The sequence below is a fragment of the Burkholderia sp. AcTa6-5 genome (assembly GCF_017815075.1).
Classification (GTDB): domain Bacteria; phylum Pseudomonadota; class Gammaproteobacteria; order Burkholderiales; family Burkholderiaceae; genus Burkholderia; species Burkholderia sola.
The window spans coordinates 658,847-683,431 of the sequence record NZ_JAGIQE010000001.1; the positions used below are offsets into that span (position 1 = coordinate 658,847).

General features: G+C 66.8%; 19 protein-coding genes and 1 pseudogene. 14 read left to right on the plus strand and 6 right to left on the minus strand.

Annotated features, from left to right (window positions below; genetic code table 11):
* Positions 1 to 18: 18 nt before the first annotated feature.
* Positions 19 to 1,434, minus strand: coding sequence for a circularly permuted type 2 ATP-grasp protein (locus J8I33_RS02805; protein WP_050018027.1), 1,416 nt, complete (start codon positions 1,432 to 1,434; stop codon positions 19 to 21).
* Between the two features lie 583 nt (positions 1,435 to 2,017).
* On the opposite strand from J8I33_RS02805, the gene J8I33_RS02810 reads away from it, so the two are divergent.
* The 10 genes from J8I33_RS02810 (at position 2,018) to J8I33_RS02855 (ending at position 15,694) form a co-directional block, all read left to right on the plus strand.
* Complete coding sequence (locus J8I33_RS02810; protein WP_050018026.1) at positions 2,018 to 3,013, plus strand: LysR substrate-binding domain-containing protein; 996 nt, start codon at positions 2,018 to 2,020, stop codon at positions 3,011 to 3,013.
* Positions 3,014 to 3,646: 633 nt separating this feature from the next.
* Positions 3,647 to 4,072, plus strand: a complete 426-nt coding sequence (locus J8I33_RS02815) for a hypothetical protein (RefSeq protein WP_050018025.1) — start codon at positions 3,647 to 3,649, stop codon at positions 4,070 to 4,072.
* A gap of 52 nt (positions 4,073 to 4,124) precedes the next feature.
* Entirely contained in the window at positions 4,125 to 4,883 is a 759-nt protein-coding gene (locus J8I33_RS02820; protein WP_209925437.1) for a hypothetical protein, read from the plus strand.
* A gap of 116 nt (positions 4,884 to 4,999) precedes the next feature.
* Positions 5,000 to 7,528 (plus strand): poly-beta-1,6 N-acetyl-D-glucosamine export porin PgaA, encoded by a 2,529-nt coding sequence (gene pgaA / locus J8I33_RS02825; RefSeq protein WP_209925439.1) that lies wholly within the window; start codon positions 5,000 to 5,002, stop codon positions 7,526 to 7,528.
* A gap of 18 nt (positions 7,529 to 7,546) precedes the next feature.
* Complete coding sequence (gene pgaB / locus J8I33_RS02830; RefSeq protein WP_209932955.1) at positions 7,547 to 9,640, plus strand: poly-beta-1,6-N-acetyl-D-glucosamine N-deacetylase PgaB; 2,094 nt, start codon at positions 7,547 to 7,549, stop codon at positions 9,638 to 9,640.
* Entirely contained in the window at positions 9,637 to 10,908 is a 1,272-nt protein-coding gene (gene pgaC / locus J8I33_RS02835; protein WP_050018022.1) for a poly-beta-1,6-N-acetyl-D-glucosamine synthase, read from the plus strand. Before pgaB ends, pgaC begins: the two co-directional genes overlap by 4 nt.
* On the plus strand, positions 10,886 to 11,374 hold the full coding sequence (locus tag J8I33_RS02840; protein ID WP_050018021.1) for a hypothetical protein: 489 nt from the start codon (positions 10,886 to 10,888) through the stop codon (positions 11,372 to 11,374). The genes pgaC and J8I33_RS02840 overlap by 23 nt, the downstream gene beginning before the upstream one ends.
* 119 nt (positions 11,375 to 11,493) lie before the next feature.
* The gene (glmS, locus tag J8I33_RS02845; RefSeq protein ID WP_050018020.1) at positions 11,494 to 13,317 is read left to right on the plus strand and encodes a glutamine--fructose-6-phosphate transaminase (isomerizing); all 1,824 of its coding nucleotides are present in this window, start codon (positions 11,494 to 11,496) and stop codon (positions 13,315 to 13,317) included.
* Positions 13,314 to 14,579, plus strand: a complete 1,266-nt coding sequence (locus J8I33_RS02850; protein WP_209932921.1) for a hypothetical protein — start codon at positions 13,314 to 13,316, stop codon at positions 14,577 to 14,579. The genes glmS and J8I33_RS02850 overlap by 4 nt, the downstream gene beginning before the upstream one ends.
* A 278-nt stretch (positions 14,580 to 14,857) precedes the next feature.
* Positions 14,858 to 15,694: a cytochrome c gene (locus J8I33_RS02855; RefSeq protein ID WP_124651006.1), complete on the plus strand. Its 837-nt coding sequence runs from the start codon at positions 14,858 to 14,860 to the stop codon at positions 15,692 to 15,694.
* Between the two features lie 36 nt (positions 15,695 to 15,730).
* Here J8I33_RS02855 and J8I33_RS02860 read toward each other — a convergent pair whose 3' ends face one another.
* From J8I33_RS02860 to J8I33_RS02870, 3 genes are read right to left on the minus strand one after another with little or no spacing between them, the layout of a single operon-like run.
* Complete coding sequence (locus tag J8I33_RS02860; protein WP_209932923.1) at positions 15,731 to 16,987, minus strand: Zn-dependent hydrolase; 1,257 nt, start codon at positions 16,985 to 16,987, stop codon at positions 15,731 to 15,733.
* Positions 16,980 to 17,504 (minus strand): L-2-amino-thiazoline-4-carboxylic acid hydrolase, encoded by a 525-nt coding sequence (locus J8I33_RS02865; protein WP_209925447.1) that lies wholly within the window; start codon positions 17,502 to 17,504, stop codon positions 16,980 to 16,982. The genes J8I33_RS02860 and J8I33_RS02865 overlap by 8 nt, the downstream gene beginning before the upstream one ends.
* Before the next feature lie 31 nt (positions 17,505 to 17,535).
* On the minus strand, positions 17,536 to 18,702 hold the full coding sequence (locus J8I33_RS02870) for a branched-chain amino acid ABC transporter substrate-binding protein (RefSeq protein ID WP_176015364.1): 1,167 nt from the start codon (positions 18,700 to 18,702) through the stop codon (positions 17,536 to 17,538).
* Positions 18,703 to 18,880: 178 nt separating this feature from the next.
* On the opposite strand from J8I33_RS02870, the gene J8I33_RS02875 reads away from it, so the two are divergent.
* The 4 genes from J8I33_RS02875 to ahpF all read left to right on the plus strand — a co-directional run bounded on the left by J8I33_RS02875 (position 18,881) and on the right by ahpF (position 22,570).
* Positions 18,881 to 19,777: a LysR substrate-binding domain-containing protein gene (locus J8I33_RS02875; RefSeq protein WP_209932925.1), complete on the plus strand. Its 897-nt coding sequence runs from the start codon at positions 18,881 to 18,883 to the stop codon at positions 19,775 to 19,777.
* 115 nt (positions 19,778 to 19,892) lie between these two features.
* Positions 19,893 to 20,102: a ribbon-helix-helix protein, CopG family gene (locus J8I33_RS02880; protein ID WP_124593766.1), complete on the plus strand. Its 210-nt coding sequence runs from the start codon at positions 19,893 to 19,895 to the stop codon at positions 20,100 to 20,102.
* A gap of 179 nt (positions 20,103 to 20,281) precedes the next feature.
* Complete coding sequence (ahpC, locus tag J8I33_RS02885; protein WP_034179823.1) at positions 20,282 to 20,845, plus strand: alkyl hydroperoxide reductase subunit C; 564 nt, start codon at positions 20,282 to 20,284, stop codon at positions 20,843 to 20,845.
* Positions 20,846 to 20,968: 123 nt separating this feature from the next.
* Complete coding sequence (ahpF, locus tag J8I33_RS02890; protein WP_209925448.1) at positions 20,969 to 22,570, plus strand: alkyl hydroperoxide reductase subunit F; 1,602 nt, start codon at positions 20,969 to 20,971, stop codon at positions 22,568 to 22,570.
* A gap of 96 nt (positions 22,571 to 22,666) precedes the next feature.
* On the opposite strand, the gene J8I33_RS02895 is transcribed toward ahpF, so the two are convergent.
* Both J8I33_RS02895 and lpxO read right to left on the minus strand, forming a co-directional pair.
* Positions 22,667 to 23,458, minus strand: a complete 792-nt coding sequence (locus tag J8I33_RS02895; RefSeq protein ID WP_209925449.1) for an extensin — start codon at positions 23,456 to 23,458, stop codon at positions 22,667 to 22,669.
* 166 nt (positions 23,459 to 23,624) lie between these two features.
* Positions 23,625 to 24,494: pseudogene (lpxO, locus tag J8I33_RS02900) on the minus strand (lipid A hydroxylase LpxO); the annotation flags it as partial.
* Positions 24,495 to 24,585: the final 91 nt, after the last annotated feature.

Below are 24,585 nucleotides of genomic sequence, written 5' to 3' on the forward strand. Positions count from 1 at the left end.
CGCGCGGTCGTGCCCGGCTCAGTCGGCCAGCACCCAGGTGTCCTTGGTGCCGCCGCCCTGGCTCGAGTTGACGACCAGAGATCCTTCCTGCAGCGCGACGCGCGTGAGCCCGCCGGGCGTGATGCGGATCCGGTCCGACACCAGCACGAACGGTCGCAGGTCGACGTGGCGCGGCGCGAGGCCGGCGTCGGTCAGGATCGGCGTCGTGGACAGCGCGAGCGTCGGTTGCGCGATGTAGTTCGCGGGACGCGCGCGCAGCTTCGCGGAAAATGCCTCGAGTTCGGCCTTCGACGCGCACGGCCCGACCAGCATCCCGTAGCCGCCCGAGCCGTGCACCTCCTTCACGACCAGTTCGTCGAGATGCGCGAGCACGTACTTCAGGCTGTCGGCCTCGCCGCAGCGCCAGGTCGGCACGTTCTCCAGCAGCGCCTTGCGGCCCGTGTAGAACTCGACGATTTCCGGCATGTACGAGTAGATCGCCTTGTCGTCGGCGATGCCGGTGCCGGGCGCATTCGCGATCGTGATGTTGCCCGCGCGGTACACGTCCATGATGCCGGCCACGCCGAGCACCGAGTCGGGGCGGAACGTCAGCGGATCGAGGAACGCGTCGTCGACGCGGCGGTACAGCACGTCGATCGGCTGGAAGCCTTCGGTCGTGCGCATCGCGACGCGGCCGTCGATCACCTGCAGGTCGCTGCCCTCGACGAGGTGCACGCCCATCTGGTCGGCGAGGAACGAATGCTCGTAGTACGCGGAATTGTGGATGCCGGGCGTGAGCACCGCGATGGTCGGGTTGTCGGCGTTGCCGCCCGGCGGGCACACGGCCGCGAGCGACTGGCGCAACATCTGCGGATAGGTTTCGACCGGGCGCACCTTCACCTGCTGGAACAGCTCGGGGAAAAGCTGCATCATCGTTTCGCGATTTTCCAGCATGTACGACACGCCGGACGGCGTGCGCGCGTTGTCTTCCAGCACGTAGAACGCGTTCTCGCCGGTGCGCACGATGTCGACGCCGATGATGTGCGTGTAAACGTTGCCGGGCGGCCGGAAGTCGATCATCTCCGGGATGAACGCCTCGTTGTGCGCGATCAGGTGCTTCGGCACGATGCCCGCGCGCACGATTTCCTGGCGGTGGTAGATGTCGTCGAGGAACGCGTTCAGCGCCATCACGCGCTGCTCGATGCCGAGCGACAGCCGGCTCCATTCCGAACCCGAGATGATGCGCGGGACGATATCGAACGGAATCAGCCGCTCGGCGGCTTCCGCGTCGCCGTAGACGGCGAACGTGATGCCTGTCTTGCGGAACACGCCTTCCGCGTCGTGGGCCTTCTGGGCGAGGCTCGCAGGATCCTGCGTGTCGAGCCATTGTTTCAGGCGCGCGTAAGGCGCCCTCACCATGTCGCCGGATTGCAGCATTTCATCGAATGGCTTCATCGATCTTCTCTCCATCGATCGTTTTCCCCGGCATTGCGCATGCCGGACCGGCGTACTGATTGCTTTGCAAGGAACGTGCCTTGCTCGATCCCTTCGATATCCCCCTGTTTTGCGCCGTGCAGGCACGCCTGCGCGGCATTGCGCACCATAACGGTGCAACGTCGGGCGCGACGGGCGCTGGCGGTGCGCCGCGAGCGCACACGGCCGATGCTGCGCCGCGTCCAACGAACATAGTTCCCCCGCGTGTCACGAATGTGCAATCTGCACTGCACCAAAAACGGCGAGCCGGGCCCCCGGAACGACCGTGAACGGGGCGGGCCGGCACGCACACGGCGCAGCCGGCCCTGGGGAAGTGCCGTCCGGGCGGCCGGGACAGTCTAACGCGGTGAACTGTCCGGTTAACCGGTCCGGCCCCTCAACGCTATGCAGCCGTAATCCCGCCGACAACGCCCATGCATATTTCGACTGACACCGATCGAAAAAAAACATCGGCCCGACCGGCGCGATGCGCGGTACGCTAGAACGTTGGTGCAGCAGACGGCGCCGCCTTTCAGGCGCCCGACTATAAAAAGCGAAGATCGAAATGGAAGCAAAGTGGCTGGAAGATTTCCTGAGCCTGGCGGATACCAAGAGTTTTTCCCGGGCCGCGCGTCACCGGCACCTGACGCAGTCGGCGTTCAGCAGACGAATCGCCGCCCTCGAAACCTGGATGGACGCGAAGCTGGTCGACCGGAGCATCAACCCGGTCGCGCTGACGCCCGCCGGCCAGATGTTCCGCGGGCTCGCCGCGGACATCCTGCGCAGCATGTATGCGGCGCGCAATCTCGTAAACGGCTACGACCAGTTCGCGGCGAGCGACCAGGTCGTGCGCTTCGCCGTCGCGCACACGCTCGTGTTCACGCTGTTTCCCGAATGGCTCAAGCAGCTCAATAGCGAGGTCGGCCACGTCACGGCCCGCGTCAATGCGGTGAACGTGCCGGAGGGCGTGCAGCAACTGGTCGAAGGCGAATGCGACCTGCTGCTCGGCTATCACCACCCGCAGTTGCCGATCGTGCTCGATCCGAACCACTTCCCGTTCGTCAGCCTCGGCGTCGAGCGGATCCTGCCGGTGTCGTCGCCCGACGCGCGCGGCAAGCCGGTGTTCCAGCTGCCCGGCACGCCCGACGCGCCGCTGCCGCTGCTCGCGTATTCGTCGGGCGCGTTTCTCGGCAACATCGTCGAGATGCTGCTGCTGAATGCGACCGAGCCGTACGTGCTGCACCGGTGTTTCGAGACGCACATGTCCGAGGCGCTGAAAGGCATGGTCGTGGCCGGGCATGGCATCGGCTGGCTGCCGGAAAGCTGTGTCGCGAAGGAGCTCGTGGACGGCACGCTCGTGTGCGCGGGCGCCGGCGACTGGATCACCGAACTCGAAATCCGCCTGTATCGATCGGCGCGCAAGCGCGGGCTCGCGGCCGAACAGCTGTGGGCCTACATCATGAACCGGCCGCGCACGGCGCTCGACGGCGCGATCGGCACCGAAGAGGCGGCCGCGCCGGCGATGCGCAGCGCGCGGCGAAGCGCGGGCGGCAGCCGCTGATCGCGCATTCGCGCCGTGAGCGCCCACGGCGCGAATGCGCGTGGTTTCAATAGCAATCGATAATCCCGTCCGACACCATAAAATCCCTTGCAGACCTGTAATCGATCTGCGGAAAACGCAAACGTTTGCGAATTCACATCGTATTTTTTACTGTTTTCGGTATTAAGTAAGAATATTCAGCCAGATTTTCCAGGCAGAAATACCTTGTTACACAAGTTTCCATTTACCTGTAACTGCCGGGATGATCAAAAACGTCGCACCCTTATTTCACAATCCGCCACCTGTACTCGGACCTTCATCGATTCGCCTTGAATACAGGTGCAATAGTTTCTTTTATCAGTCGTTATTTTTCGGCACGAAAATCGATACCTCCGACGTGATTCAAAGCGTGCTCGATCATCGCTACCGACGAGCAATTTCCATGTTCGGAATTCTCGACTTTATTCAGAATTAAGAAATCCTCACCAATCCGTCCTTATCCTGTTTAGATAGGATCTTTCCCTTCGTCCCATTCGGGCCACACGCAGTTGTTGGTTCAAAAACCATCGTGTATCAATAGCTTGTCGCAAAAAGAACGTTGGCAAATTCGACTCGGCGTCGATGCGCGTCATCGCGTCTGGACGGGAGATTGCAATGTCACCCTCGCTTCGACAACATGCTCGCCCTTTCCTGAGCGCCGTGCTTTCCACGCTCTGCATGAACGTCATGGCCCAGACACCGGCGGCTTCGTCGCCGGCGTCCGGGCCGGGGGCGAACCGGTACGTGATTTCGTATATCTGCGGTGACGCGCGGATCGACGGTACCGCGCCGCTTCCGCCTGACGGACGCCCGTACAACCTGGGCGTGTCTTTCCTGTCGGAGAGCACCGGACAGCCGCTCTCCAACGTGCAGGTGCGCCTGCGCCGGCATGGGCGCGTGCTCGTCGAATTCAATGCATCGGGATCGCGCTGCCTGTTCAGCGTGCCGGATGCGAGCTACCGGGTCGAAGGGACCTATCAGGGAGCAACCCAGTTCGCGATCGTCGAGACGGGCACGCTCACGACGCAGTTGCGATGGTGAGCGTCGCGCCGATCGCGTCATTCGTCGAACGTATCGAATCAAGGAGCCTTGAATGCCTCGTGCAGAACGACCGGACGACTCGCCCGCCCGTGAGCCGAAACCCTCGTGGGGTCCGGGAAAGAATGCGGCGCTCAGCGTCGCCGCATTTGCCGCGATCTTCGGTGCCTTCGCGTATGTCGAGCGAGACGCGAGGATCGGCCATGCGAGCGTGACGCACGATATCGCCGGCGTGATCGAAAACGCCGCCGGCAAGTACCGCGAGTTCATCGTGGCGGCAACGGGCGGCGCGTCCGGCACCGCGGCGCCCGCGGGCTCGACGGCGACGGTCGCGCGGGCCGGGCCGATTCCGCCGTCTGCCTCGGCGACGCCGGCCATGTCGGCCGCGGCCGAGCCGCCCGTACCGCCGCAAACGACGGCCCGTTCCGACGTGAAACCCATGCGCCCCGCGCATGTGCCGGCGACGAAGCTCGCGGCCGAGCCGCACGCCGCGTCGGCCGCCAGGCGCACGGCGCGCGCCGGCGACGCGCACCGGACATCCCGTTCACAGGCGCTGGCGCGCACGAGAAAACACCCCGACCCCGTGCCGAAACAGCAACCGCAATCGTATCTCGCCGGCGCGTCGCACATGGAAGCGACCAGCGTCACACACGATGAGCTGGAAGGCGCCCGCGCGCTGGCCAAGGCGCGCTGGTGCGCACAGATCGACGAATGGAGCTGTGTGGAGCAAAACGCGAGCCGTGCACTCGCCATCGATCCGAAGAACAGCGAATCGCGCGCGCTGCTTGGACAAGCGATCCGCAACCGCTTGTGAGCGGGCCGGATGTCGTCGGGCCTTGCCGCCCGGCGGCATGACGGCCGGCATCACGGCCGGCGACGCGCGCCGTCGGGCGTGCAACCGATGTGATCGTTTCAAAGTGAGGAGACACCGTGGCTAACAATCGTCAACAACAATGCACCACCGTCGTTCCGCCGACCCGGCGGATCCTCCTGCATGCGCCGCTGCTGTGCCTGCTCGTCGCGTCCGGCCCGTGCCTTGCCGGCGAAGGCGACGCGCAGCCGCAGGTCGCCCAGGGTTCCGGTACGCAGCCCCCTCAAGCGCCGACGCCGATCGCGCAGGCGTCGGATACGTCGATGCAGATCGCGCAGGGATCGAACCCGGCGATGCCGACCACGGTCGTGGTGGACCCCGATGCGGCGCAGCCGAGCGGGCCATCGTCGAATGCGCCGATGCTGCTTGCGCAGGCATTCGTCGACACCGCGCCGCCGGATACGTCGGCGCCACGCGCGCAGACGTCGGATGCACCGCAGCCGCCCGCCCAAACCGCGACCGCCGCACCGCCCGCACCGCCCGCACCACCGACTACGCCGACGCTCACCGCGCAGGCGTCCGGCACGCCGATGCCGAATTCGCCCACGCCCATGACCCAGCCCGCCGGCGCCGAGCCGCCGTCGTCCCGGCAACCGACTTCACAGTCACCCGGCGCGCAGCTCCCCGGCGAGCCGATCCAGCGATCGCAAGGACCCGACGTAGAGGCGCCCAATGCGCAGGCGCCGAATCTGCGCACCGCCGACGTCGCGACGGTCCGCAACGACGTGTTCGGCCTCGCGACGAGCGGCGGCGCGGTCAAGGCGCTCGACGAAGCGAAGGCCCGCCCCGATGCGTTCTCCGCCGTCGACATCGCACAACTCGAAGAACTGTCGATTCGCCAGCAGGTGCGCGGCGGACGCGACAAGTCGCGCTCGATGACGAGTTCGGACCGCTTCGACGGGCTCGACAACGCGCTGCGCGCGGCCGACGACCTCGACAAGCGGATGCCGGCCACACCCGAGTACACGCCGGTCCGCACGGCGCTCGCGGGCGATCGGGTCGTCGCCCTTGCGGCACGCGGCGACATGAAGCCGGCCGTCGCGACGTTCGAGACGATTCCGTCGAATGCGGAGATCTCGATCGACGCGCTGGCGGCCGTCGGCGACGCCTACCTGTACCTGAGCGAGCCGGCCAAGGCGAACGCCGTCTACGCGCGTGCGCTGCAGCAGGCGACCGCGTCGCCGACGGATCGCGCGACCCGCGGCTTCCAGTACGGCGCCCGCACGCAGCCGATCGAGCTGCGCGAAGGGCTGTTCTGGTCGTACGTCGACCAGGCGCGTGCGCCCGAAGCGAAGCAGGTGCTCGACGACATGGAGAAGTCGCTGCCGCCGGTCAAGCAGGTGACCAACGTCGGTCCCGGAGAAAGCGACTATCTGCGCTACTACCGGCTGCGCGCGCAGTACCTGATCTTCACCGGACACGTCGACCAGGGGATTGCCGCGCTCGAAGAACTCGAGAAGCAGGTGCCGTTCAACGCGGAGATCCGAGCCGCGCACGCCGACGCCGTATCGGGCCAGTCGCATCCGCGCCAGGCGATCTCGATGTATCGCGCGTCGCTGACCGATCACCCGGACAGCGTCGAGATGCTCGCGGGCCTCGGCCGCGCGTCGCTCGTGGCGGACGACTACGCGACCGCGAAGACCGTCGACCAGACGCTCGGCAACACGTTCCCGGACAGCGGCGCCGTGCGCGGCTTCAAGCGCGACTACAAAGCGTACCGCAGCCCGGTGTTCACGACCGACCTGAGCTTCGAGCACGGCAACAGCGCACTGGCCAACAACAGCTTCACGTCGGACAGCTATGTGTATTCGCAACCATTCGGCGACAACTGGCGCGTGTTTTCGCACACGTTCTACGGTTTCGCGCAGACCGACGACGGCAACCTCAGCCGCACGCGCACGGGCATCGGCGGCGACTACCGGCATGGGCCGCTCACGGTGCTGGGCGAAGTCACGCGCTCGATGGGCGGGGACGGTCGAACCGGCGGCCGCGGGACGATCGCGTACGCGCTGAACGACTACTGGACGGTCAGCGCCGGGCTCGACACCAACGACAACTCGCTGCCGTGGAAGGCGTATGCCGCGCACATCTGGGGCCGCTCCGCGAACGTCGAGGTCGTGTATCGCCAGAACGACCGACGCCAGGTCAGGCTGAGCTACGGCGTGAGCCGCTACAGCGATTCGAACTTCCACCAGGAGATCGCGGCGACCGCCACGCAGCGCGTGTACACGGCTGCGAACCAGCTCGTCAACGTCTCGCTGAACCTCGGTACCGACAGCAACACGCGCCGGGACGCGCCCTACTTCAGCCCCGGTCGCGACTACGCGGCCGCCGCGACCGTGATGCATCAGTTGACGCTGTTCAAGAAGGGGGACGTGGGGCTGCAACAGCGCGTGTCGGTGTCGGGCGGCGTGTACAACGAGCGCGGCTTCGGCACCAGCCCGCTGTGGAGCGCGCGCCTCGAGCACGCGTGGACGTTCAAGCACGACATCACGCTGAGCTACGGCGTCGAGGTCAGCAGTCACGCATACGACGGCCAGCGCGAGCGCTCCGAAACCGGCTTCCTGTCGCTCAACCTGCCGTTCTAGCAAGGAGATCGGGCAATGCTGCAATCCAGACGGACCTTCATGTGCGGATGCCTCGGCACGTTTGCCGCCTGTTCGCTGTTTCCGGGCGTGACCGGCGCCAAGATGATCGACCTGCTGCCGCCGTCCGATCCGGCCGACGGCAAGACGTTCCGCGTGATCTGCATGCACGACGTGCGCGACAACCTGATGGCGTCGTTTTCGTCGCAGACGGCCATCATCGATCCGTTCGCGGTCGACACCGGCACGCTGACCGCGATCTTCTCGTGGCTGCAGACCAACAACTACCACACGATCACGGTCAAGCAGATCGAGGCGTCGCGGCACGGCGGCAAGCCGCTGCCGCCGCGCTCGGTGTTGCTCACGTTCGACGACGGCTTCCGCAGCCACTATACGAAAGTGCTGCCGCTGCTCGAGCGCTTCAAGTATCCGGCCGTGATGGGCCTCGTCACCGCATGGATCGACACGCCGCCGGATACGCCGATCCGCATCAGCGACAAGGTTCAGGTGCCGCGCGACTACTTCCTGTCGTGGGACGAGGTGAAGAAGCTCGGGCAGTCGGAATTCGTCGAGCTCGGCTGCCACACGCACAATCTCCATCACGGCGCGATCGCCAATCCGCAAGGCAACGAGTTGCCGGCGACCACGTCGCACCTCTATCTGCAAGACCAGAAGCGCTATGAGACCGACGCCGAGTTCCACGCACGCGTGCACGACGACCTGCAGACGAGCGTGCGGCAGATCCGCGAACGCACCGGCATCGTCGCACGCTCGATGGTGTGGCCGTACGGCGCGGAAAACCAGCCCGTGCGCCAGATCTCGACGTCGCTCGGCATGGACATCCAGTTCAGCCTCGACGCCGGCCCGAATACGCCGGACGTGCCGCTCGATCGGCTGAGACGGATCCTGATGATGTACGACGTCGACATCGGCGGGTTCGAGCGCTCGATGCGCGAACCGGCGTCGAACCGCGGCGACGTCGACGTGCCCGAGCGCACCGTGCAGGTCGACCTCGACCAGGTCTACGATCCCGATCCCGCGCGACAGGAAGCGAATCTCGGCAAGCTGATCGAGCGCATCTACCGGATGCAGCCGAAATCGGTGTACCTGCAGGCGTATGCGGACCCGAAGGGCACCGGCGTGGCCGAAGCAGTGTATTTCCCGAACCGGCACCTGCCGATGCGTTCCGACCTGTTCTCGCGTGCCGCGTGGCAACTCAATACGCGCGCCAACGTGCAGGTGTATGCATGGATGCCGGTGCTCGCGTTCCGGCCGCCTGCCGACAAGCAGCGCAGCCTCGAGGCCGTCACGGCATTCGGCGGCGCGCCGGCCCGCGAGAACGGCACGCGCGTGTTCCGGCTGAGCCCGTTCGATCCTGATGCGCGGCTGATGATCCAGCAGATCTACGAGGATCTCAGCAAGCATGCGTCGTTCAGCGGCATCCTGTTCGGCGACGACGCGGCGCTCGACGATTACGAGGACGCGGGCCGGCATGCGCTGCGCATCTATTCCCAATGGGGGCTGCCGGCCGACGTCGGCAAGATCCGCGAGAACCCCGACCTGATGAAGCGCTGGACGCGCCAGAAGACGCGCCACCTGATCGACATGACCCGGCAGCTCGAGCAGATCGTGCTGGCTCACCAGAACGTCGGCGACGTGCTGACCGCGCGCAACATCTTCGCGATGCCGGTGCTCAAGCCCGAATCGGAAGCATGGTATGCGCAGAACTACGACGATTTCCTCGCCGCCTACGACTACGTCGCGCTGATGGCGATGCCGTACATGGAGCAGGCGAAGGACCCGGAAGGCTGGCTGGACGAACTCGTGAAGGCGGTGCGCACGAAGCAGCGCGGGCTGCAGCGCACCGTGTTCGAACTGCAGTCGTACGACTGGCACGCGCAGAAGGCCGTGCCCGCCAGCACGCTGCTCGCGCAGATGCGGCGGCTGCGCAGCGAGGGCGCCGTGAATTTCGGCTACTACCCCGACAACTTCCTGAACGGCCAGCCGGAGCTCGACGCGATGCGCGACGTGATGTCGCTGAAGTCGCGCCTCGACCCGACCTCGATCAACGCGCTGATGCAGATGCAGCACGCGCAGGGAACCAAGACGCCATGACCTCCCATAGCCTCATCCAGCGCCTGCAGGATTTCGTCTTCTACTATCCGTTCTTCATGTCGTATCTGTGGATGATCGGCGGCGTCGTGCACTACTTCCTGCTCGAGGAGGGCCGCGAGCTGTCGACGCGCACGATCGCGTCGAGCGGCATCCCGAAGGTCTCGATCGTCGTGCCCTGCTTCAACGAAGCCGCGAACGCGCGCAGCGTGATCGCGCATCTGAACGGGATGCAGTATCCGAACTACGACATCATCGCGGTCAACGACGGCAGCAAGGATCGCACCGGCGAGATCCTCAACGAGCTGGCCGTCGAGATTCCGCGGCTGCTCGTGATCCATCACGCGCGCAACGAAGGCAAGGCGGTCGGGCTCACGACCGCGGCGGCCGTGTCGAACGCGGAGTACCTGCTGTGCATCGACGGCGACGCGCTGCTCGCGCACGACGCGATCGGCTGGATGCTCGAGCACTTCCTGACCGACCCGGGCGTCGGCGCGGTGACCGGCAACCCGCGCATCCGCACGCGCACGTCGCTGCTCGGCCGCATGCAGGTCGGCGAGTTCTCGTCGATCGTCGGGCTGATCAAGCGCACGCAGCAGGTGTACGGCCGCATCTTCACGGTGTCGGGCGTGATCACGATGTTCCGCAAGACCGCGCTCGCCGACGTCGGCTACTGGAGCTCGGACATGCTGACCGAGGACATCGACATCAGCTGGAAGCTGCAGTGCCGCGACTGGCGCGTCGTGTACGAGCCGCACGCGCTCAGCTGGATCCTGATGCCCGAGACGATCAAGGGGCTCTACCGGCAGCGGCTGCGCTGGTCGAAGGGCGGCATCCAGGTGCTGCTCAAGTACGCGGGCACGCTGATGCGGCCGACGCAAATGATGATGTGGCCGCTGTTCGTCGAGTACCTGATCGGCATCGCATGGGCGTACTCGATGTCGTTCATCCTGCTGCTCGCGCTGATCGACGTCGTCTACCCGCTTCCGCCGAACTGGCATGTGTCCGTGGTGCCGCACTGGCACGGGATGCTGCTGGTCGCGACCTGCATCCTGCAGCTGATCATCGGCAGCATGATCGATCGTCGTTACGACGAAAAACTCCTGATGTACTTCCTTGACACCATCTGGTACCCCGTCGCGTTCTGGCTGATCAGCATGATCACCACTGTCGTCGCCCTGCCCGCCGTCGTACTGCGGGGCCGCGGCAAGCGCGCCGTTTGGGTCAGTCCCGACCGAGGCATTCAACATGAAGAACGCGCCGATTATTGACCTTTCCCTGCGCGCACCGCGCGACATGATCGCCGAACGCGGCAGCATCGTCGGGCCCGTGCTCGTCGCGTGGTTCCGCCTCGTGCGGCCCGCGCTGGTCGGGGGCGTATGGGCATCGATCTGCATCTACACGTATCGCTACCTGTTGCCGTTCAACGAGGCCGAGATGCCGATCGAACAGATCGTGTTCTACGTGACGAGCATCGCGCTGATCGCCGGCACGATCGTCATGTGGCTGATCGCGGGACGCGTCGTGCATCCATTCGCCTATCGGTTACGCGTATCGAAGATGATGCGGCGCTCGGCCAGCGTGAAGGTGCGCTCCGTGCCGCCGACCGCGTTCGCGAGCGAGCGCCGGCGCGGCGCGCGGCGCACGACGCGCATTCTCGTCGCGTCGCACGATGCGAACGGGTCGATTTCGGGCATCGAATGGGTCGCCCATGCCGGGCCGCAGCCCCGCGAATAGCCCGCCGGAGACGTGCCGCGCCGGGCGCGACGCCTGCCGCGCGACGCGGCGCCGCTTCTGACATCGCGCCGGCGCGCGTCGCGCGCCAGCCGGAAAACTTCATGGAGACGAGGTGAATCATGTGCGGAATCGTCGGAGCAAGCGGCCTGAACAATCAGGTGCCGCAACTGGTCAATGCGCTGAGCCGGCTCGAATATCGCGGCTACGATTCGTGCGGCATCGCCGTGCAGGGCGACGGCCGCCTGCGCAGCGAACGCACGCTGCGACGCGTGACGGATCTGCAGGATCGCGTGCTGACGCTCGGTCTCGAAGCACAGACCTGCATCGCGCATACGCGCTGGGCGACGCACGGCGCGCCGTCTGAAATGAACGCACACCCGATCATGTCGGGCGACACGATCGCCGTCGTGCACAACGGAATCATCGAGAACCACGACACGCTACGCGCCGAACTGAAGCAACGCGGCTACACGTTTCGCGGACAGACCGACACCGAGGTCATCGCGCACCTGATCCACAGTTTCTATCGCGACGACCTGTTCGACGCGGTGGTGCGCGCCGTCAAACGGCTGCACGGCGCGTACGCGATCGCAGTGCTCGGCGCGCGCGAGCCGCAGCGCCTCGTCGCCGCGCGCGCCGGCTCGCCGCTCGTGATCGGCATCGGCGCCGAGCAGAACTACCTCGCGTCCGACTGCGCGGCGCTCGGCGACCTGACCGACCGCTTCGTGTACCTGGAGGACGGCGACGTCGCGCTGATCACGCCGGAGCGCATCGCCGTGGTCGACGCGGGCGGGCAGGACGCGCGGCGCCCGCTGTGCGAAGTGAAGGCGCGCGCGGACGACGCCGCGCTCGGCCCGTACCAGCATTTCATGCAGAAGGAAATCTTCGAGCAGCCGAAGGCGATCGACAGCACGCTCGACGGCATCGACACGATCTCGCCGGCGCTGTTCGACGCGACGGAAGGCACGCGCGCGCTGCTGTCGCGGGTCAGAAGCGTGCTGCTGCTCGGCTGCGGCACCAGCTACTACGCGGGCCTGACCGCGAAATACTGGCTCGAAAGCATCGCGGGCGTGCCCGCCCAGGTCGAGATCGCCAGCGAATTCCGCTACCGCGATACGGTGGCCGATCCGCGCACGCTCGTCGTCGGCATCTCGCAGTCGGGCGAAACGGCCGACACCATCGGCGCGATCGAGCAGGCGCGCGCGATGGGCCAGGCACTGTCGTTGGCGATCTGCAACGTCGCGACCAGCACGATCGCGCGCAACGCGCCGCTGCGGTTCCTGACGCGGGCCGGCATCGAACTCGGCGTCGCGTCGACCAAGGCGTTCACCACGCAACTCGTCGCGCTGTTCGTGCTGACGCTGACGCTCGCGCAACTGCGCGGCCGGCTCGATGCCGCGCAAGTCGCGGCGCATCTGAAGCAGTTGCGCGCGCTACCGGACCGCATCGGCCACGCGCTCGCGCTGGAAACGCAGATCATGGGCTGGGCCGCGAAATTCGCGCGCACCGAGAATGCGCTGTTCCTCGGCCGCGGCATCCATTTCCCGATCGCGCTGGAAGGCGCGCTGAAGCTCAAGGAAGTGTCGTACATCCACGCGGAAGGCTATGCGGCCGGCGAGCTGAAGCACGGGCCGCTCGCGCTCGTCACGAGCGCGATGCCGGTCGTCACGATCGCGCCGGACGACCGCCTGTTCCAGAAGCTGAAGTCCAACATGGCCGAGGTGCGCGCGCGCGGCGGCCGGCTCTACGTGCTGGCCGGCAATCAGCTCGAGATCGACGCCGACCGCGACACGCACCTGATCCGCGTGCGCGAATCGGGCGACCTGCTGTCGCCGATCGTCAACGTGATCCCGCTGCAACTGCTCGCGTATCACGTCGGCTGCGCGCGCGGCGCCGACGTCGACAAGCCGCGCAACCTCGCGAAATCGGTGACCGTCGAATGACGCGGCGAACGCGCGCGGGACAGGCGGTCATGCGGCTGGCCGCGACCGTGCTCTGCGGCGCGGGCGGCGTCGGCGCAGGCTTGCCGGCCCTCGCCGGCGCGCCGGCCGTGCATACGGTCACCGTGTCGAGCGCCCCGTCGCCGCAGGACACCGGCGACCCGCGGCGCTTCATGCACGGCATCGGCGTGGCGGATGCGGGCGACGGCAAACGCTGGGTATTCTTCAGCAGCTCGGGCATCGTGCCGCGCGGTGCGCTGCGCAGCGGCAACTGGCCGCATGACGTGTACGTCGGCGAATGGCTGCCCGACAAGCGGCGCGCGCTGCGCGTCCGCACGTTCATCAGCCGCCCCGAGGCGCAGGAACCCGTGTCGATCGCGCAGAACGCGCGCGGCGACATCTTCGTCACGTTCGAGGACGGCTGGAACACGTCGCAGGAAGTCAGCCAGCGCTACGGCGTCTACCGCCGCGACCTGAAGCCGATCAAGCCCTATCCGAACGACGTCGAATCGGGCGGCCATTCGGGGCACGTCGCGACGGTCGGCGACCGCTTCGTCGTGTTCTATTCGGCCGACTGGGTCAACGGCGGCGGGGTCGACAACCTCGGCAGCGGCAACGGCGTCTACCTGAAAACCTACGACGCGGCCGGGCACGTGCTGAACCATGTCGCGGTCGCGCCGCACCGCCGCGAGTGGTGGCCCGTGATCGCGGGCTCGCCGCGCAACGCGCTGCTGGTGTGGCAGAAGTTCATCGAAGGCAGCACGGACGCGACGCTCGAATACGCGATGTTCGACCCGGTCGCCGCGAAGCTGGAAACGTTCGGATCGCTGAACGGCGCGATCCAGTACTACGTGTATTCGGCCGCCTATGTGCCGGACATCGACCGTTTCATCGTCGTCACGACGGCGGCGGACGATCGCGGCGTCGCGATGCTGATCGCACCGGACGGCCGCCGCACGGCGACGCTCGACTGCCTGCCCGCGTCGGTGCGCGAATCGGACATCGGCGTTTCCGGCACGCACGCGTACGTGCCAACCCGCGACGGCCGGCTGCTGACCCTCGCGCTCGCGCCGGCGGACATCGCGGTGAGCGGCGTGCAGCGCTCACCGATTCCGTGGGGCTCGACCGGCGTCGCCGGCTTCCCGGCGCGCGGCACGGTGATGCATTTCGTGTCGCTGACGCCGTCGGGAATGCGCGAAGCCGATTTCGAACCGAAGCAAGACACGCCGATGCCGAGAAACGAAGCGACGTGTTCGAATCATTGATGGCGGTCCGGTAACGCAATGTCGTCGTGAACGCGGGCAGGCCGCGTGTCGCCAGCGAGCCCTTCGTCTTCCCTCCGTCCGGACCGCGCTATGACACCACCCCGCCAACCCGGTAGTCGGGCGCGCTGTCGCGGGCCTGTCCGACCGCGACCGCCGCGCCTTTCCTCTGCCGAATTCGCCAGCGCCGCGCGTACCGGATAGACTGTCGCCCGATTCCTTCCATCGGCCGCGGCGCCCCGCCTCCTGCCGCCGCCGGAACGCCCCTTCCCGGAGAACGAATGCTGAAGCGCCAGTGGTTTTCGCTTGTGCTGCTGACGGTTTGCCTGCTCGGGCAACATGCGTCGGCCCAGTCCACGCTCGAACTCGACACCGACGGCACGGCCCGCGCCGTCACCCGCCAGACGCTGCTCGCACGCGCCGACGCGGCCGACATCCACGTGCCGCGCGACATCGCATACGGCCGCCCGATGACGTTCCGCGCGGTGCCGTTCGCCGCGCTGCTCGGCGACACGCCGCTGCCGGACGACGGTGTGCTCGAAACGCGCGCGGCCGACGGCTTCGCCGCGCAACTGCCGCTCGATCTCGTGCGCCGCCGCGCGCCGGCCGGCGCGACCCCGTGGCTCGCGATCGAGGATCCGGCCCGTCCGTGGCCGAAACTACCCGGCAAGCAGGTCAGCGCGGGGCCGTTCTATCTCGTCTGGCTCGGCCCGGACGCGTCGTCGGTGCGCGGCGAGCAGTGGCCGTACCAGATCGTGCGCATCACGATCGAATCGTCGCCGCTCGCGCGCTGGCCGTCGCTCGCGGTCGACACCGCATTGCCCGCGAACGATCCGGCCCGTGCGGGCCAGCGTCTGTTCGTCACGCAATGTCTCGCGTGCCACCGCATCGACGGCGCGGGCAGCAGCCACGCCGGCCCCGATCTGAACACGCCGATGAACCCGGTCGACTACTTCCAGCCCGCCGCGCTGCGCCGCTACATCCGCAATCCGGCGTCGGTGCGCGACTGGCCGGGCCGCAGCATGCCGGCGTTTCCGCCCGATCAGTTGAGCGACCGCGAACTCGACCAGATCGTCGCGTATCTCGCGTATAGGGCGCGGCGCAAGGCAGCGAAGTAACGCGGGCGCGCCGCTGCTCGGCCGCGCGCGTCGCGCTTATGCTTCCTGCGCGCTCTGCAACACCGCGCGCAACAGCACGTCGGCGCCGGCCGTCGCCCATTCCGGCGTAATCGCTTCGGCCTCGTTGTGGCTCAGCCCGTCGACGCACGGCACGAAGATCATCCCGGTCGGCGCGACACGCGCGACATAGCACGCGTCGTGGCCCGCGCCGGACACGATATCCATGTGCGACAGCCCGAGCGCCCGGGCCGCGTCACGCACCGCATCGATGCAGCGCAGCGCGAACGGTATCGGCGCATACGTGAAAATCTGCTCGATCTGCGCGCCGAGGCCGGTTTCCTCCGCCACGCGCGCAAGCTCCGCGCGCAGCGCCGCGTCCAGTTCGTCGAGTACCGCATCGTCGGGGTGACGGAATTCCACCGTGAAGAAGCAGCCGCCCGGCACCGTGTTGCGCGAATTCGGCCGGGCCTCGATCATCCCGACCGTTGCGCGCGCATCCGGTGCGTAACGGCGGCCGAGCACGTCGATGAACGAGATCATCCGCGCCGCGCCGACCAGCGCGTCGCGACGGAACGCCATCGGCGTCGTACCGGCGTGCGCGTCGACCCCGGTGAGCGTCACCTCGTACCAGCGCTGTCCCTGCCCGGCCGTCACGACGCCGATCGTCTTGCCGGCCCGCTCGAGAATCGCGCCCTGCTCGATGTGCAGTTCGTACGCCGCGTGCACCGGATAGCCGCCGACCGGCTCCGCGCCCGCGTAGCCGATCCGTTCGAGCTCCTCGCCGATCGTCCGGCCCGCGCCGTCGGTGCGCGACAGCCCGTAGTCGAGCGTATAGACGCCCGAGAACACGCCGGCCGACACCATCGCCGGCGCGAAGCGCGAGCCTTCCTCGTTGGTCCAGATCACGACGTCGATCGGGCGTTCGGTCTCGATCCCCGCATCGTTCAGCGCGCGCACGACTTCGAGCCCGCCGAGCACGCCGTAGATGCCGTCGTAGCGGCCGCCGGTCGGCTGCGAATCGGCGTGCGAACCCGTCATCACCGGTGCGGCGTCCGGATTGCGGCCCGCACGGCGCGCGAACACGTTGCCCATCCGATCGACGCGCACCGCGCACCCGGCATCGCGCGCCCACTGCACGAACAGGTCGCGCGACTCGCGATCGAGATCGGTCAGCGCGAGACGGCAGACGCCGCCCTTCGGCGTCGCGCCGATCTGCGCCATCCGTTCGAGCGACGCCCACAGGCGTTCGCCGTCGACGCGCGGCACGCTCGCCATATCGGTATCGTCACGCATCGCCGTTCTCCGGCGCGCGTTGCAGCGCATAGCGGAAATCGCAGCGCTTGCCGCCCTGCATGATCGTGCTCGTACGCGTGAGCGCAATGTCCGGCGCATAGCCCTGGATGAAATGGCTGTCGCGCGCGCAGCTCAGCAGGTGGCCGATCTCGCCGAGCCCCATCGCGTGATACATCTGAGCGTAACTGCAGCGATGCACGTCGTAGTCGTAGTGCGCGTCGTCCGCGCGCCGCACCTCGACGTCGAGCGCATCGTCCTTCTCCCACAGCACCTGCAGCGCGATGAACGACTTCACGCTCGTGCCGTCCGGCTCCTGCGCGGCGAACGTACGGCCCGCGTCGATGGCCGCGCCGCGCACGGCTTCCGCGATTACGGCCTGCGCGCGCTCGGTGCCGAATTCGCGCTTCATGATCTCGTAGATCGGCTTGATGATTTCCGCTTCGATGCGGCGCCGCGCGAGGATCCCGAGGCGCGTGTCCTCGGGAGCGGCGGCGGATGTCGGGTTCGCTTCTGTCATGGGAATCGTCCTGGTTATTGTCGTTTTGTCGTTACCTGGCCGCGGTGCGCGAGCCGCCGAGCACGTCGACGACGGCCCACTTGCCGCCTCGCACCTGGTAGATCGTGAAAGCCGGGTCCTTCAGGTTGCCTTCGGCGTCGAACGCGATGCGCCCGGTCACGCCCGGTCGATCTGCCGCACGAACGGCCGCGACCAGCTTCGCCGGCTGCGTCGTACCGGCCTTCTGCGCGGCCGCGATCAGCGTGGCGGCCGCGTCGTACGCGAACGGCGCATGCAATTCGATCGGCGCATGAAAGCGTGCCTGGTATTGCGTGTCGAACGCCTTGCCGCCCGGCATCCGGTCGAGTGGCAGGCCCGGTTCGAGCGCCGTCACGCCGTCGCCGTCCTTGCCCGCGAGCGACAGGAAGGTCTGACTCACGAAACCACCCGCGCCGAGCAGCGGCGCGTTCACGCCGAGCTGGCGCATCCGGCGCGCGATCGGCGCGGCCTGCGCGTCGAGGCCGCCGAAGAACACGAGATCCGCGCGCTTGCCCTTGATCGCGGTCAGCACGCCGCTGAAGTCGGTCGTCTTGTCGTTCACGTACTGGCGATCGACGATCGTGCCGCCGTTCGCCTGCACGCCCTTGATGAACTGATCGGCCAGCCCCGCGCCGAACGACGTGCGATCGTCGATCACCGCGATGCGCTTCGCCTTCAGCGTCTTCACCGCGTACGCACCGGTGAAATGGCCGCCGGCATCGTCGTGACCCATGATGCGGAACGCCGTCGCGTAGCCCTGCTGCGTGTATTGATGGCCGGTGGACGCCGGCGCGATCTGCGGGATGCCCGCATCGCGGTACACGCGCGACGCCGGCACGCTGCAGCCCGTGTTCCAGTGACCGACGACGCCGATCACGTGCTGGTCGACGAGTTGCTGCGCGACCGCGACGGCCGTGCGCGGGTCGGACTGGTCGTCGGCCGCGACGAGCTTGTAGACGACCGGCTTGCCGCCGATGGTCGGATGCTTCGCGTTCGCGTCGTCGATCGCGAGTTGCGCGCCGTTCTGCAGATCCTTGCCGATCCGCGCGGACGGGCCGGTGAGCGGCGCGGCGAGACCGATCAGGACCGTCTGCGGCGCGGACTGCGCGGACGCGGGAACGGTAGCGACCAGGGCGGCCGCCGAGAAGGCGAGGCTGACGGAGAGGAAAGCGATTTTCATGTGCGGGGATCGGTCGGTTGGATCTGAAACATGAAAAATATTAAATATTCGACATCCAAACCCCAAATACCCAATTGTTGGATGCTTATGCCATTCCCGACACATTAACGTATCACCCTGTAAATACGGGATATTTTTGTGTTGTCGCTTACCCTGATTTTTCGATAAAATTCGATACATGAAAAATATCGAACAATTGCCGCACGATCCACCGCTGCGTGCGGTGCGTGCGTTCGAAGCGTTTGCGCGTCTCGGGTCGGTCACCGCGGCGGCCAGCGAGCTCGACATCACGCCGTCGGCGGTCAGCCATCAGCTGCAACTGCTCGACGCGTTCATCCAGACGCCGCTGACGGTACGCGAAGGCCGTCTGCTCGCGCTCACCGACGAGGGACGCGACTACTACCGGTCGATCAGCGCGGCGTTCTCGGTGCTGCGCAGCGCGACGCGCTTCGTGCGCGACCGTTCGTCGCTGCGCCAGATCACCGTCAGCCTGATTCCGCTGCTCGGCATCGGCTGGTTCATCCCGCGGCTGCACGCGTTCCTGGCCGACAACACCGATGTCGACGTCACGGTGCTGTACGCGCATCACCGCAATTACCGAAGCGATGCGTCGGACCTGTCGATCCGTTTCGGCACCGGCGACTGGCCCGGCTATCGCTGCGAGCGGCTGCTGCCGGGCGCGATGGTGCCGATGTGCAGCCCGTCGTTCCTGAAGCGTCACGGGCCGTTCCGCACGCCGGCCGATCTCGCGCGCGCGCCGCTCGTGCACGACGAGGATCGCAGCACGTGGGTCAACTGGCTGCAGGGCGCCGGCGTGCGGCACGTGTCGCACGCGGTGGGGCCGATGTTCGAGGATGGGCAGCTCACGCTGAGCGCCGCCCGCGCGGATCTCGGCGCGGCGTTGCTGCGCGCGCCGCTGGTCCAGCGCGAACTGGCGAGCGGCGAACTCGTGCAACTGTTCGATCACGCGCTCGACGACGGGCGCGACTACTACCTGTGCACGCGCGAGGACGCGGACATGCCGGACGGCGCGCGGCGGCTGGCGGCGTGGTTGCGGAAGATGGCGGGGATTTGAGCGGCGCGTGTCCCGCCGACCGAACCGCGAAGCGGTATTCGCTTCGGATCGGCGGCGACCTTGCATTTGCGCAACCGCATATCGATGATGGATGCATCAAGTCATGGAGATTGCAATGCGCACGATCCCGATCGATCTGTCGGATGACCAGCATGCCGCGTTGAGCCTCATCGCAGCGGCCAGGAACCGCTCCCGCGCCGAGATCATCGGCGACGCCATCGACGCCTATATCGCGCGACACGAACACACACTTGTCAACAATGTGTTCGGTCTATGGAAGGGGCGCGAGATCGCCAGTCAGGAGGACCTGCGCTCGGAATGGTGACGACATGTACAGCCGCCCCTGCCCACCCAATGCATCCCCCGCCCGCCCCCGCCAATCAAGGGCCGGAAGCAGATAGAAAATCCCGATGCCCCGGATTGAAACAAGCAATTTCACAAGTTCAGGGTGAACCCGGATACTGGCAACACTCCACTCACCCCTGACGAAAAGGAATTGTCCAGATGCCGATCATCAACACCCAAATCAAGCCGTTCAAGGCAACCGCTTACCACAACGGCGAATTCGTGCCCGTCTCGGAAGAGAACTTCAAGGGCAAGTGGTCCGTCGTCGTGTTCTACCCGGCCGACTTCACGTTCGTCTGCCCGACCGAACTGGGCGACCTCGCCGACCGTTATGCGGAATTCCAGAAGCTGGGTGTCGAAATCTACGGCGTGTCGACCGACACGCACTTCACGCACAAGGCCTGGCACGACACGTCGGACACGATCGGCAAGATCAAATACCCGATGATCGGCGACCCGACGCTCACGCTGTCGCGCAACTTCGACGTGCTGATCGAGGAAGAAGGGATGGCGCTGCGCGGCACGTTCGTGATCAACCCGGAAGGCGAGATCAAGCTGTGCGAAATCCATGACAACGGCATTGGCCGCGACGCAGGCGAACTGCTGCGCAAGGTCCAGGCCGCGCAATACATCGCCGCTCACCCGGGTGAGGTGTGCCCGGCCAAGTGGACGCCGGGCGCGGAAACGCTGACCCCGTCGCTCGACCTGATCGGCAAGATCTAAGGGTCGCAGCGCGCCTCGCACGAGGCGCGCGACACGCGTCACCACGGGCGGCCTCGCGCGGCCCGCGCCCTCCTCCGGCACGACGTGCCCGACCAGCATCATCAATACGGAATCCGAAACGCCATGCTCGACGCCAATCTCAAGAACCAACTCAAAGCGTACCTCGAAAAGATCACGCGCCCGATCGAACTCGCCGCCTCGCTCGACGACAGCGCGAAATCGCAGGAACTGCTGGCGCTGCTGAACGAGATTGCGTCGCTGACGGATCGCGTGACCGTGGCCGAACGCCGCGACGACGCCGAGCGCAAGCCGTCGTTCTCGATCGGCGAACCCGGCAAGCCGGCCGGCATCCGCTTCGCCGGCATTCCGATGGGCCATGAATTCACGTCGCTCGTGCTCGCGCTGCTGCAGACGGGCGGTCATCCGATCAAGCTCGACGACGACGTGATCGAACAGATTCGCGCGCTCGACGGCGACTACGCATTCGAAACGTATTTCTCGCTGTCGTGCCAGAACTGCCCCGAAGTCGTGCAGGCGCTGAACGTGATGTCGCTGATCAACCCGCGCATCCGCCACGTCGCGATCGACGGCGCGCTGTTCCAGGATGAAGTCGAATCGCGCCAGATCATGGCCGTGCCGACGATGTTCCTGAACGGTGCATCGTTCGGCCAGGGCCGCAGCAGCGTGAAGGAAATCCTCGCGAAGCTCGACACGGGCACCAGCGAACGCGCGGCGAAGTCGCTCGAAAACAAGCCGGTGTTCGACACGCTTATCGTCGGCGGCGGCCCGGCAGGCGCGGCCGCGGCGATCTACTCGGCACGCAAGGGGATCGCGACGGGTGTCGTGGCCGAGCGTTTCGGCGGCCAGGTGCTGGACACGATGGCGATCGAGAATTTCGTGTCGGTGCAGGAAACCGAAGGGCCGAAGTTCGCGACCGCACTCGAACAGCACGTGAAGCAATACGACGTCGACATCATGGACGTGCAGCGCGCCGACGCGCTGATTCCCGGCGACGTGCACCAGATCCGCCTCGCGAACGGCGCGGTGCTGAAAGCGAAGACGATCGTCCTCGCGACCGGCGCACGCTGGCGCGAAATCAACGTGCCGGGCGAGCGCGAATACCGCAACCGCGGGGTCGCGTACTGCCCGCACTGCGACGGCCCGCTGTTCAAGGGCAAGCGCGTCGCGGTGGTCGGCGGCGGCAACTCGGGCGTCGAAGCCGCGATCGACCTCGCCGGCATCGTGAAGGCAGTCACGCTGATCGAATTCGGCACGCAACTGCGCGCGGACGAGGTGCTGCAGCGCAAGCTGCGCAGCCTGCCGAACGTGACGATCGTCACGCAGGCGCAGACGACGGAGCTGACCGGCGACGGCAGCAAGCTGAACGGGCTCGTGTACAAGGATCTGCGCTCGGGCGACACGCAGCGCATCGAGCTCGAAGGCGTGTTCGTGCAGATCGGCCTCGTGCCGAACACCGAATGGCTGAAAGGCACGGTCGAACTGTCGAAGCACGGCGAGATCGTCGTCGATGCGCGCGGCGCGACGTCGGTGCCGGGCGTGTTCGCGGCCGGCGACGTGACGACGGTGCCGTTCAAGCAGATCGTGATCGCGGTCGGCGAAGGCGCGAAGGCGTCGCTCGGCGCATTCGACCACCTGATCCGGCAGGACGTGGCCGCGCCCGTGACGACCGCGCAGCCGCAAGCCGAGGAAGCGGTCGCCGCCTGACGGACGTCAGCCCCGACGACATTAAAGTTTGTCTCTCTTGGCCCCGCATGCTTTGGTCGGCGTGCGGGGCGCTTTTTATGCCGAAGGCGTTCGCGGTTACTTGGTCGCGCTCGGGCCGCCGTCCGCCGGCGCAGGCGCCGTCGACTTGAAACTGCTCGACTGCCTGACCAGTTGCTCGGTCATCGCGGCCGCCACCGGATTCGCGCCGGACGACGAACCGCCCTGCCGGTACGAACCGGTGCTCGCCGGCATCGAAGAGATCGACGACATCGACGGCGGCGGCAACGACGGATCGAGCTTCGCCGATTCCCTGACGAGCGCGGCGGTCTCCGGCGTTTCGGATTTCGTCGCGGCCGGCGGCGCGGCGGTGGCGTGGCGTTCGAGGCCGTCGCGCTTGCGCGGCGCGCGTTGCGTGACCTGCGCGGGTGGCATGAACTGAGCGGATTTCGCGGCCGGGGCCGGGGCCGGTGCCGGTGGGGTCGAATCCTGCGCATCCACCGTTACGACATTGACCTTCGGCGGCGGCGCAGCGGGCTTCGTCACGAGTTGCGGCTTGTCGCTGACGACCGGGACCGCGGGGGCCGGCGCAGGCGCGGCGGCGACGCGCGCGGTCGGGGCCGGCGCGGGTGTTGGTGCGACTGGTGCTATTGGTGCCGCGACAGCCGCCTGTTTCGGTACCGTCGCAGCAGCCGGCCCCGGCGGCGCGATCGCGCCCTGCACCGCGTGATCGCTGCCCGCGGACGCCGCGGCAACGGGTGCGGCCGAATCGGCGATGCCGGCGTCTTCGATCGCACGGTGGTCCGCGCGCAGGAGCATCACGTACGCGGTGCCGGCCGCGGCGACCAGGAGCCCGCCGGCGATGATCATGGTTTTACGGGTACTCGTCATGCTTGCTCACCGACCTATCGATGTGAACAAGCCATCATACGCGGCCAATGCACGTTGATCTCGCACGAATACATTTGGTTGCATTGACGGCGGCGCAAGGCCGTCGGCCCGTGCGAGGCCGCGCGCTATCGTCAGACGGAAAGCAACCGCCCACTCTCGCCCGTCGTCAGATCCAGAAAATCGCGACCGCGATCCCGCCGAACAGCAGCCACTTGACGATGTAGTACACGGTGCGATTCCACGCCTTCAGCCGCTTGCCGGCGCGGCGAATCGCATACAGGTACCGGAACGCGCGATTGAGCCCGCCCGTGCGATCACCGGTTTCATTCGGCGACGCAGCCGCGCGCATCAGCAGTTGCCCGACCGCATCGTTGATGCGCTGCGCCCAGCGATATTTCATCGGGCGCGCGACGTCGCAGAACAGGATCACGCGATCGTGCGCGGTGCGGTTTTCGGCCCAGTGCAGGTACGTCTCGTCGAACATCACGGCGTCGCCGTCGCGCCACGCGTACGCTTCGCCGTCGACGACGATCCGGCACGCATCGTCGTTCGGCGTATCGAGCCCGAGGTGATAGCGCAGCGAGCCCGCATACGGATCGCGATGCAGGCCGAGCTTCCCGCCCGGCGGCAACTGCGCGAACATCGCCGCCTTGATCGACGGCATCCGCGCCAGGATCTCGACCGAGCGCGGACACAACGCCTGCGCGGACGGATGCGGCGCGTCGTACCACTTCAGGTAGAACCGCTTCCAGCCGCGGCGAAAGAACGAATTGAAGCCGATGTCGTTGTACTCGCCCGACGCCTTGATCCGGCTCGCGTCGCGCAACGCGAGCGCTTCGCGGCGAAACGTGCGCCATTCGCGCTGCAGCACCGCGAGCTCCGGAAAATGATAGGTGTCGAGAAACGGCGTGGTCGGCACCGACGAGAACGCGTACGAAAAGCAGTTCAGCGGTGCGGTAAAGGTCGAGTGGTCGGATAGTTGCCTGAACAACCGGTGCCGAACCTTGCCGCGCCGATGCGTGTACGCGACGCACGCATTGACGTCCTCCTCCGCCTAAAGGCGGAAGATTCCCACACCTGGCGATGCACGTCCGCATCGGAGAATGTTCAGCGCAGCGTTGATATCA

What these genes read in the sequence shown, in the direction of transcription:
- J8I33_RS02880 (WP_124593766.1), top strand. Translation starts at nt 19,893, where the DNA reads ATGCGCACGATCCCGATCGATCTGTCGGATGACCAGCATGCCGCGTTG.
- J8I33_RS02860 (WP_209932923.1), bottom strand. Translation starts at nt 16,987, where the DNA reads ATGCGTGACGATACCGATATGGCGAGCGTGCCGCGCGTCGACGGCGAA.
- ahpF (WP_209925448.1), top strand. Translation starts at nt 20,969, where the DNA reads ATGCTCGACGCCAATCTCAAGAACCAACTCAAAGCGTACCTCGAAAAG.
- J8I33_RS02810 (WP_050018026.1), top strand. Translation starts at nt 2,018, where the DNA reads ATGGAAGCAAAGTGGCTGGAAGATTTCCTGAGCCTGGCGGATACCAAG.
- J8I33_RS02875 (WP_209932925.1), top strand. Translation starts at nt 18,881, where the DNA reads ATGAAAAATATCGAACAATTGCCGCACGATCCACCGCTGCGTGCGGTG.
- J8I33_RS02895 (WP_209925449.1), bottom strand. Translation starts at nt 23,458, where the DNA reads ATGACGAGTACCCGTAAAACCATGATCATCGCCGGCGGGCTCCTGGTC.
- J8I33_RS02870 (WP_176015364.1), bottom strand. Translation starts at nt 18,702, where the DNA reads ATGAAAATCGCTTTCCTCTCCGTCAGCCTCGCCTTCTCGGCGGCCGCC.
- J8I33_RS02840 (WP_050018021.1), top strand. Translation starts at nt 10,886, where the DNA reads ATGAAGAACGCGCCGATTATTGACCTTTCCCTGCGCGCACCGCGCGAC.
- J8I33_RS02850 (WP_209932921.1), top strand. Translation starts at nt 13,314, where the DNA reads ATGACGCGGCGAACGCGCGCGGGACAGGCGGTCATGCGGCTGGCCGCG.
- J8I33_RS02820 (WP_209925437.1), top strand. Translation starts at nt 4,125, where the DNA reads ATGCCTCGTGCAGAACGACCGGACGACTCGCCCGCCCGTGAGCCGAAA.
- ahpC (WP_034179823.1), top strand. Translation starts at nt 20,282, where the DNA reads ATGCCGATCATCAACACCCAAATCAAGCCGTTCAAGGCAACCGCTTAC.
- J8I33_RS02855 (WP_124651006.1), top strand. Translation starts at nt 14,858, where the DNA reads ATGCTGAAGCGCCAGTGGTTTTCGCTTGTGCTGCTGACGGTTTGCCTG.
- J8I33_RS02865 (WP_209925447.1), bottom strand. Translation starts at nt 17,504, where the DNA reads ATGACAGAAGCGAACCCGACATCCGCCGCCGCTCCCGAGGACACGCGC.
- J8I33_RS02805 (WP_050018027.1), bottom strand. Translation starts at nt 1,434, where the DNA reads ATGAAGCCATTCGATGAAATGCTGCAATCCGGCGACATGGTGAGGGCG.
- pgaC (WP_050018022.1), top strand. Translation starts at nt 9,637, where the DNA reads ATGACCTCCCATAGCCTCATCCAGCGCCTGCAGGATTTCGTCTTCTAC.
- J8I33_RS02815 (WP_050018025.1), top strand. Translation starts at nt 3,647, where the DNA reads ATGTCACCCTCGCTTCGACAACATGCTCGCCCTTTCCTGAGCGCCGTG.
- glmS (WP_050018020.1), top strand. Translation starts at nt 11,494, where the DNA reads ATGTGCGGAATCGTCGGAGCAAGCGGCCTGAACAATCAGGTGCCGCAA.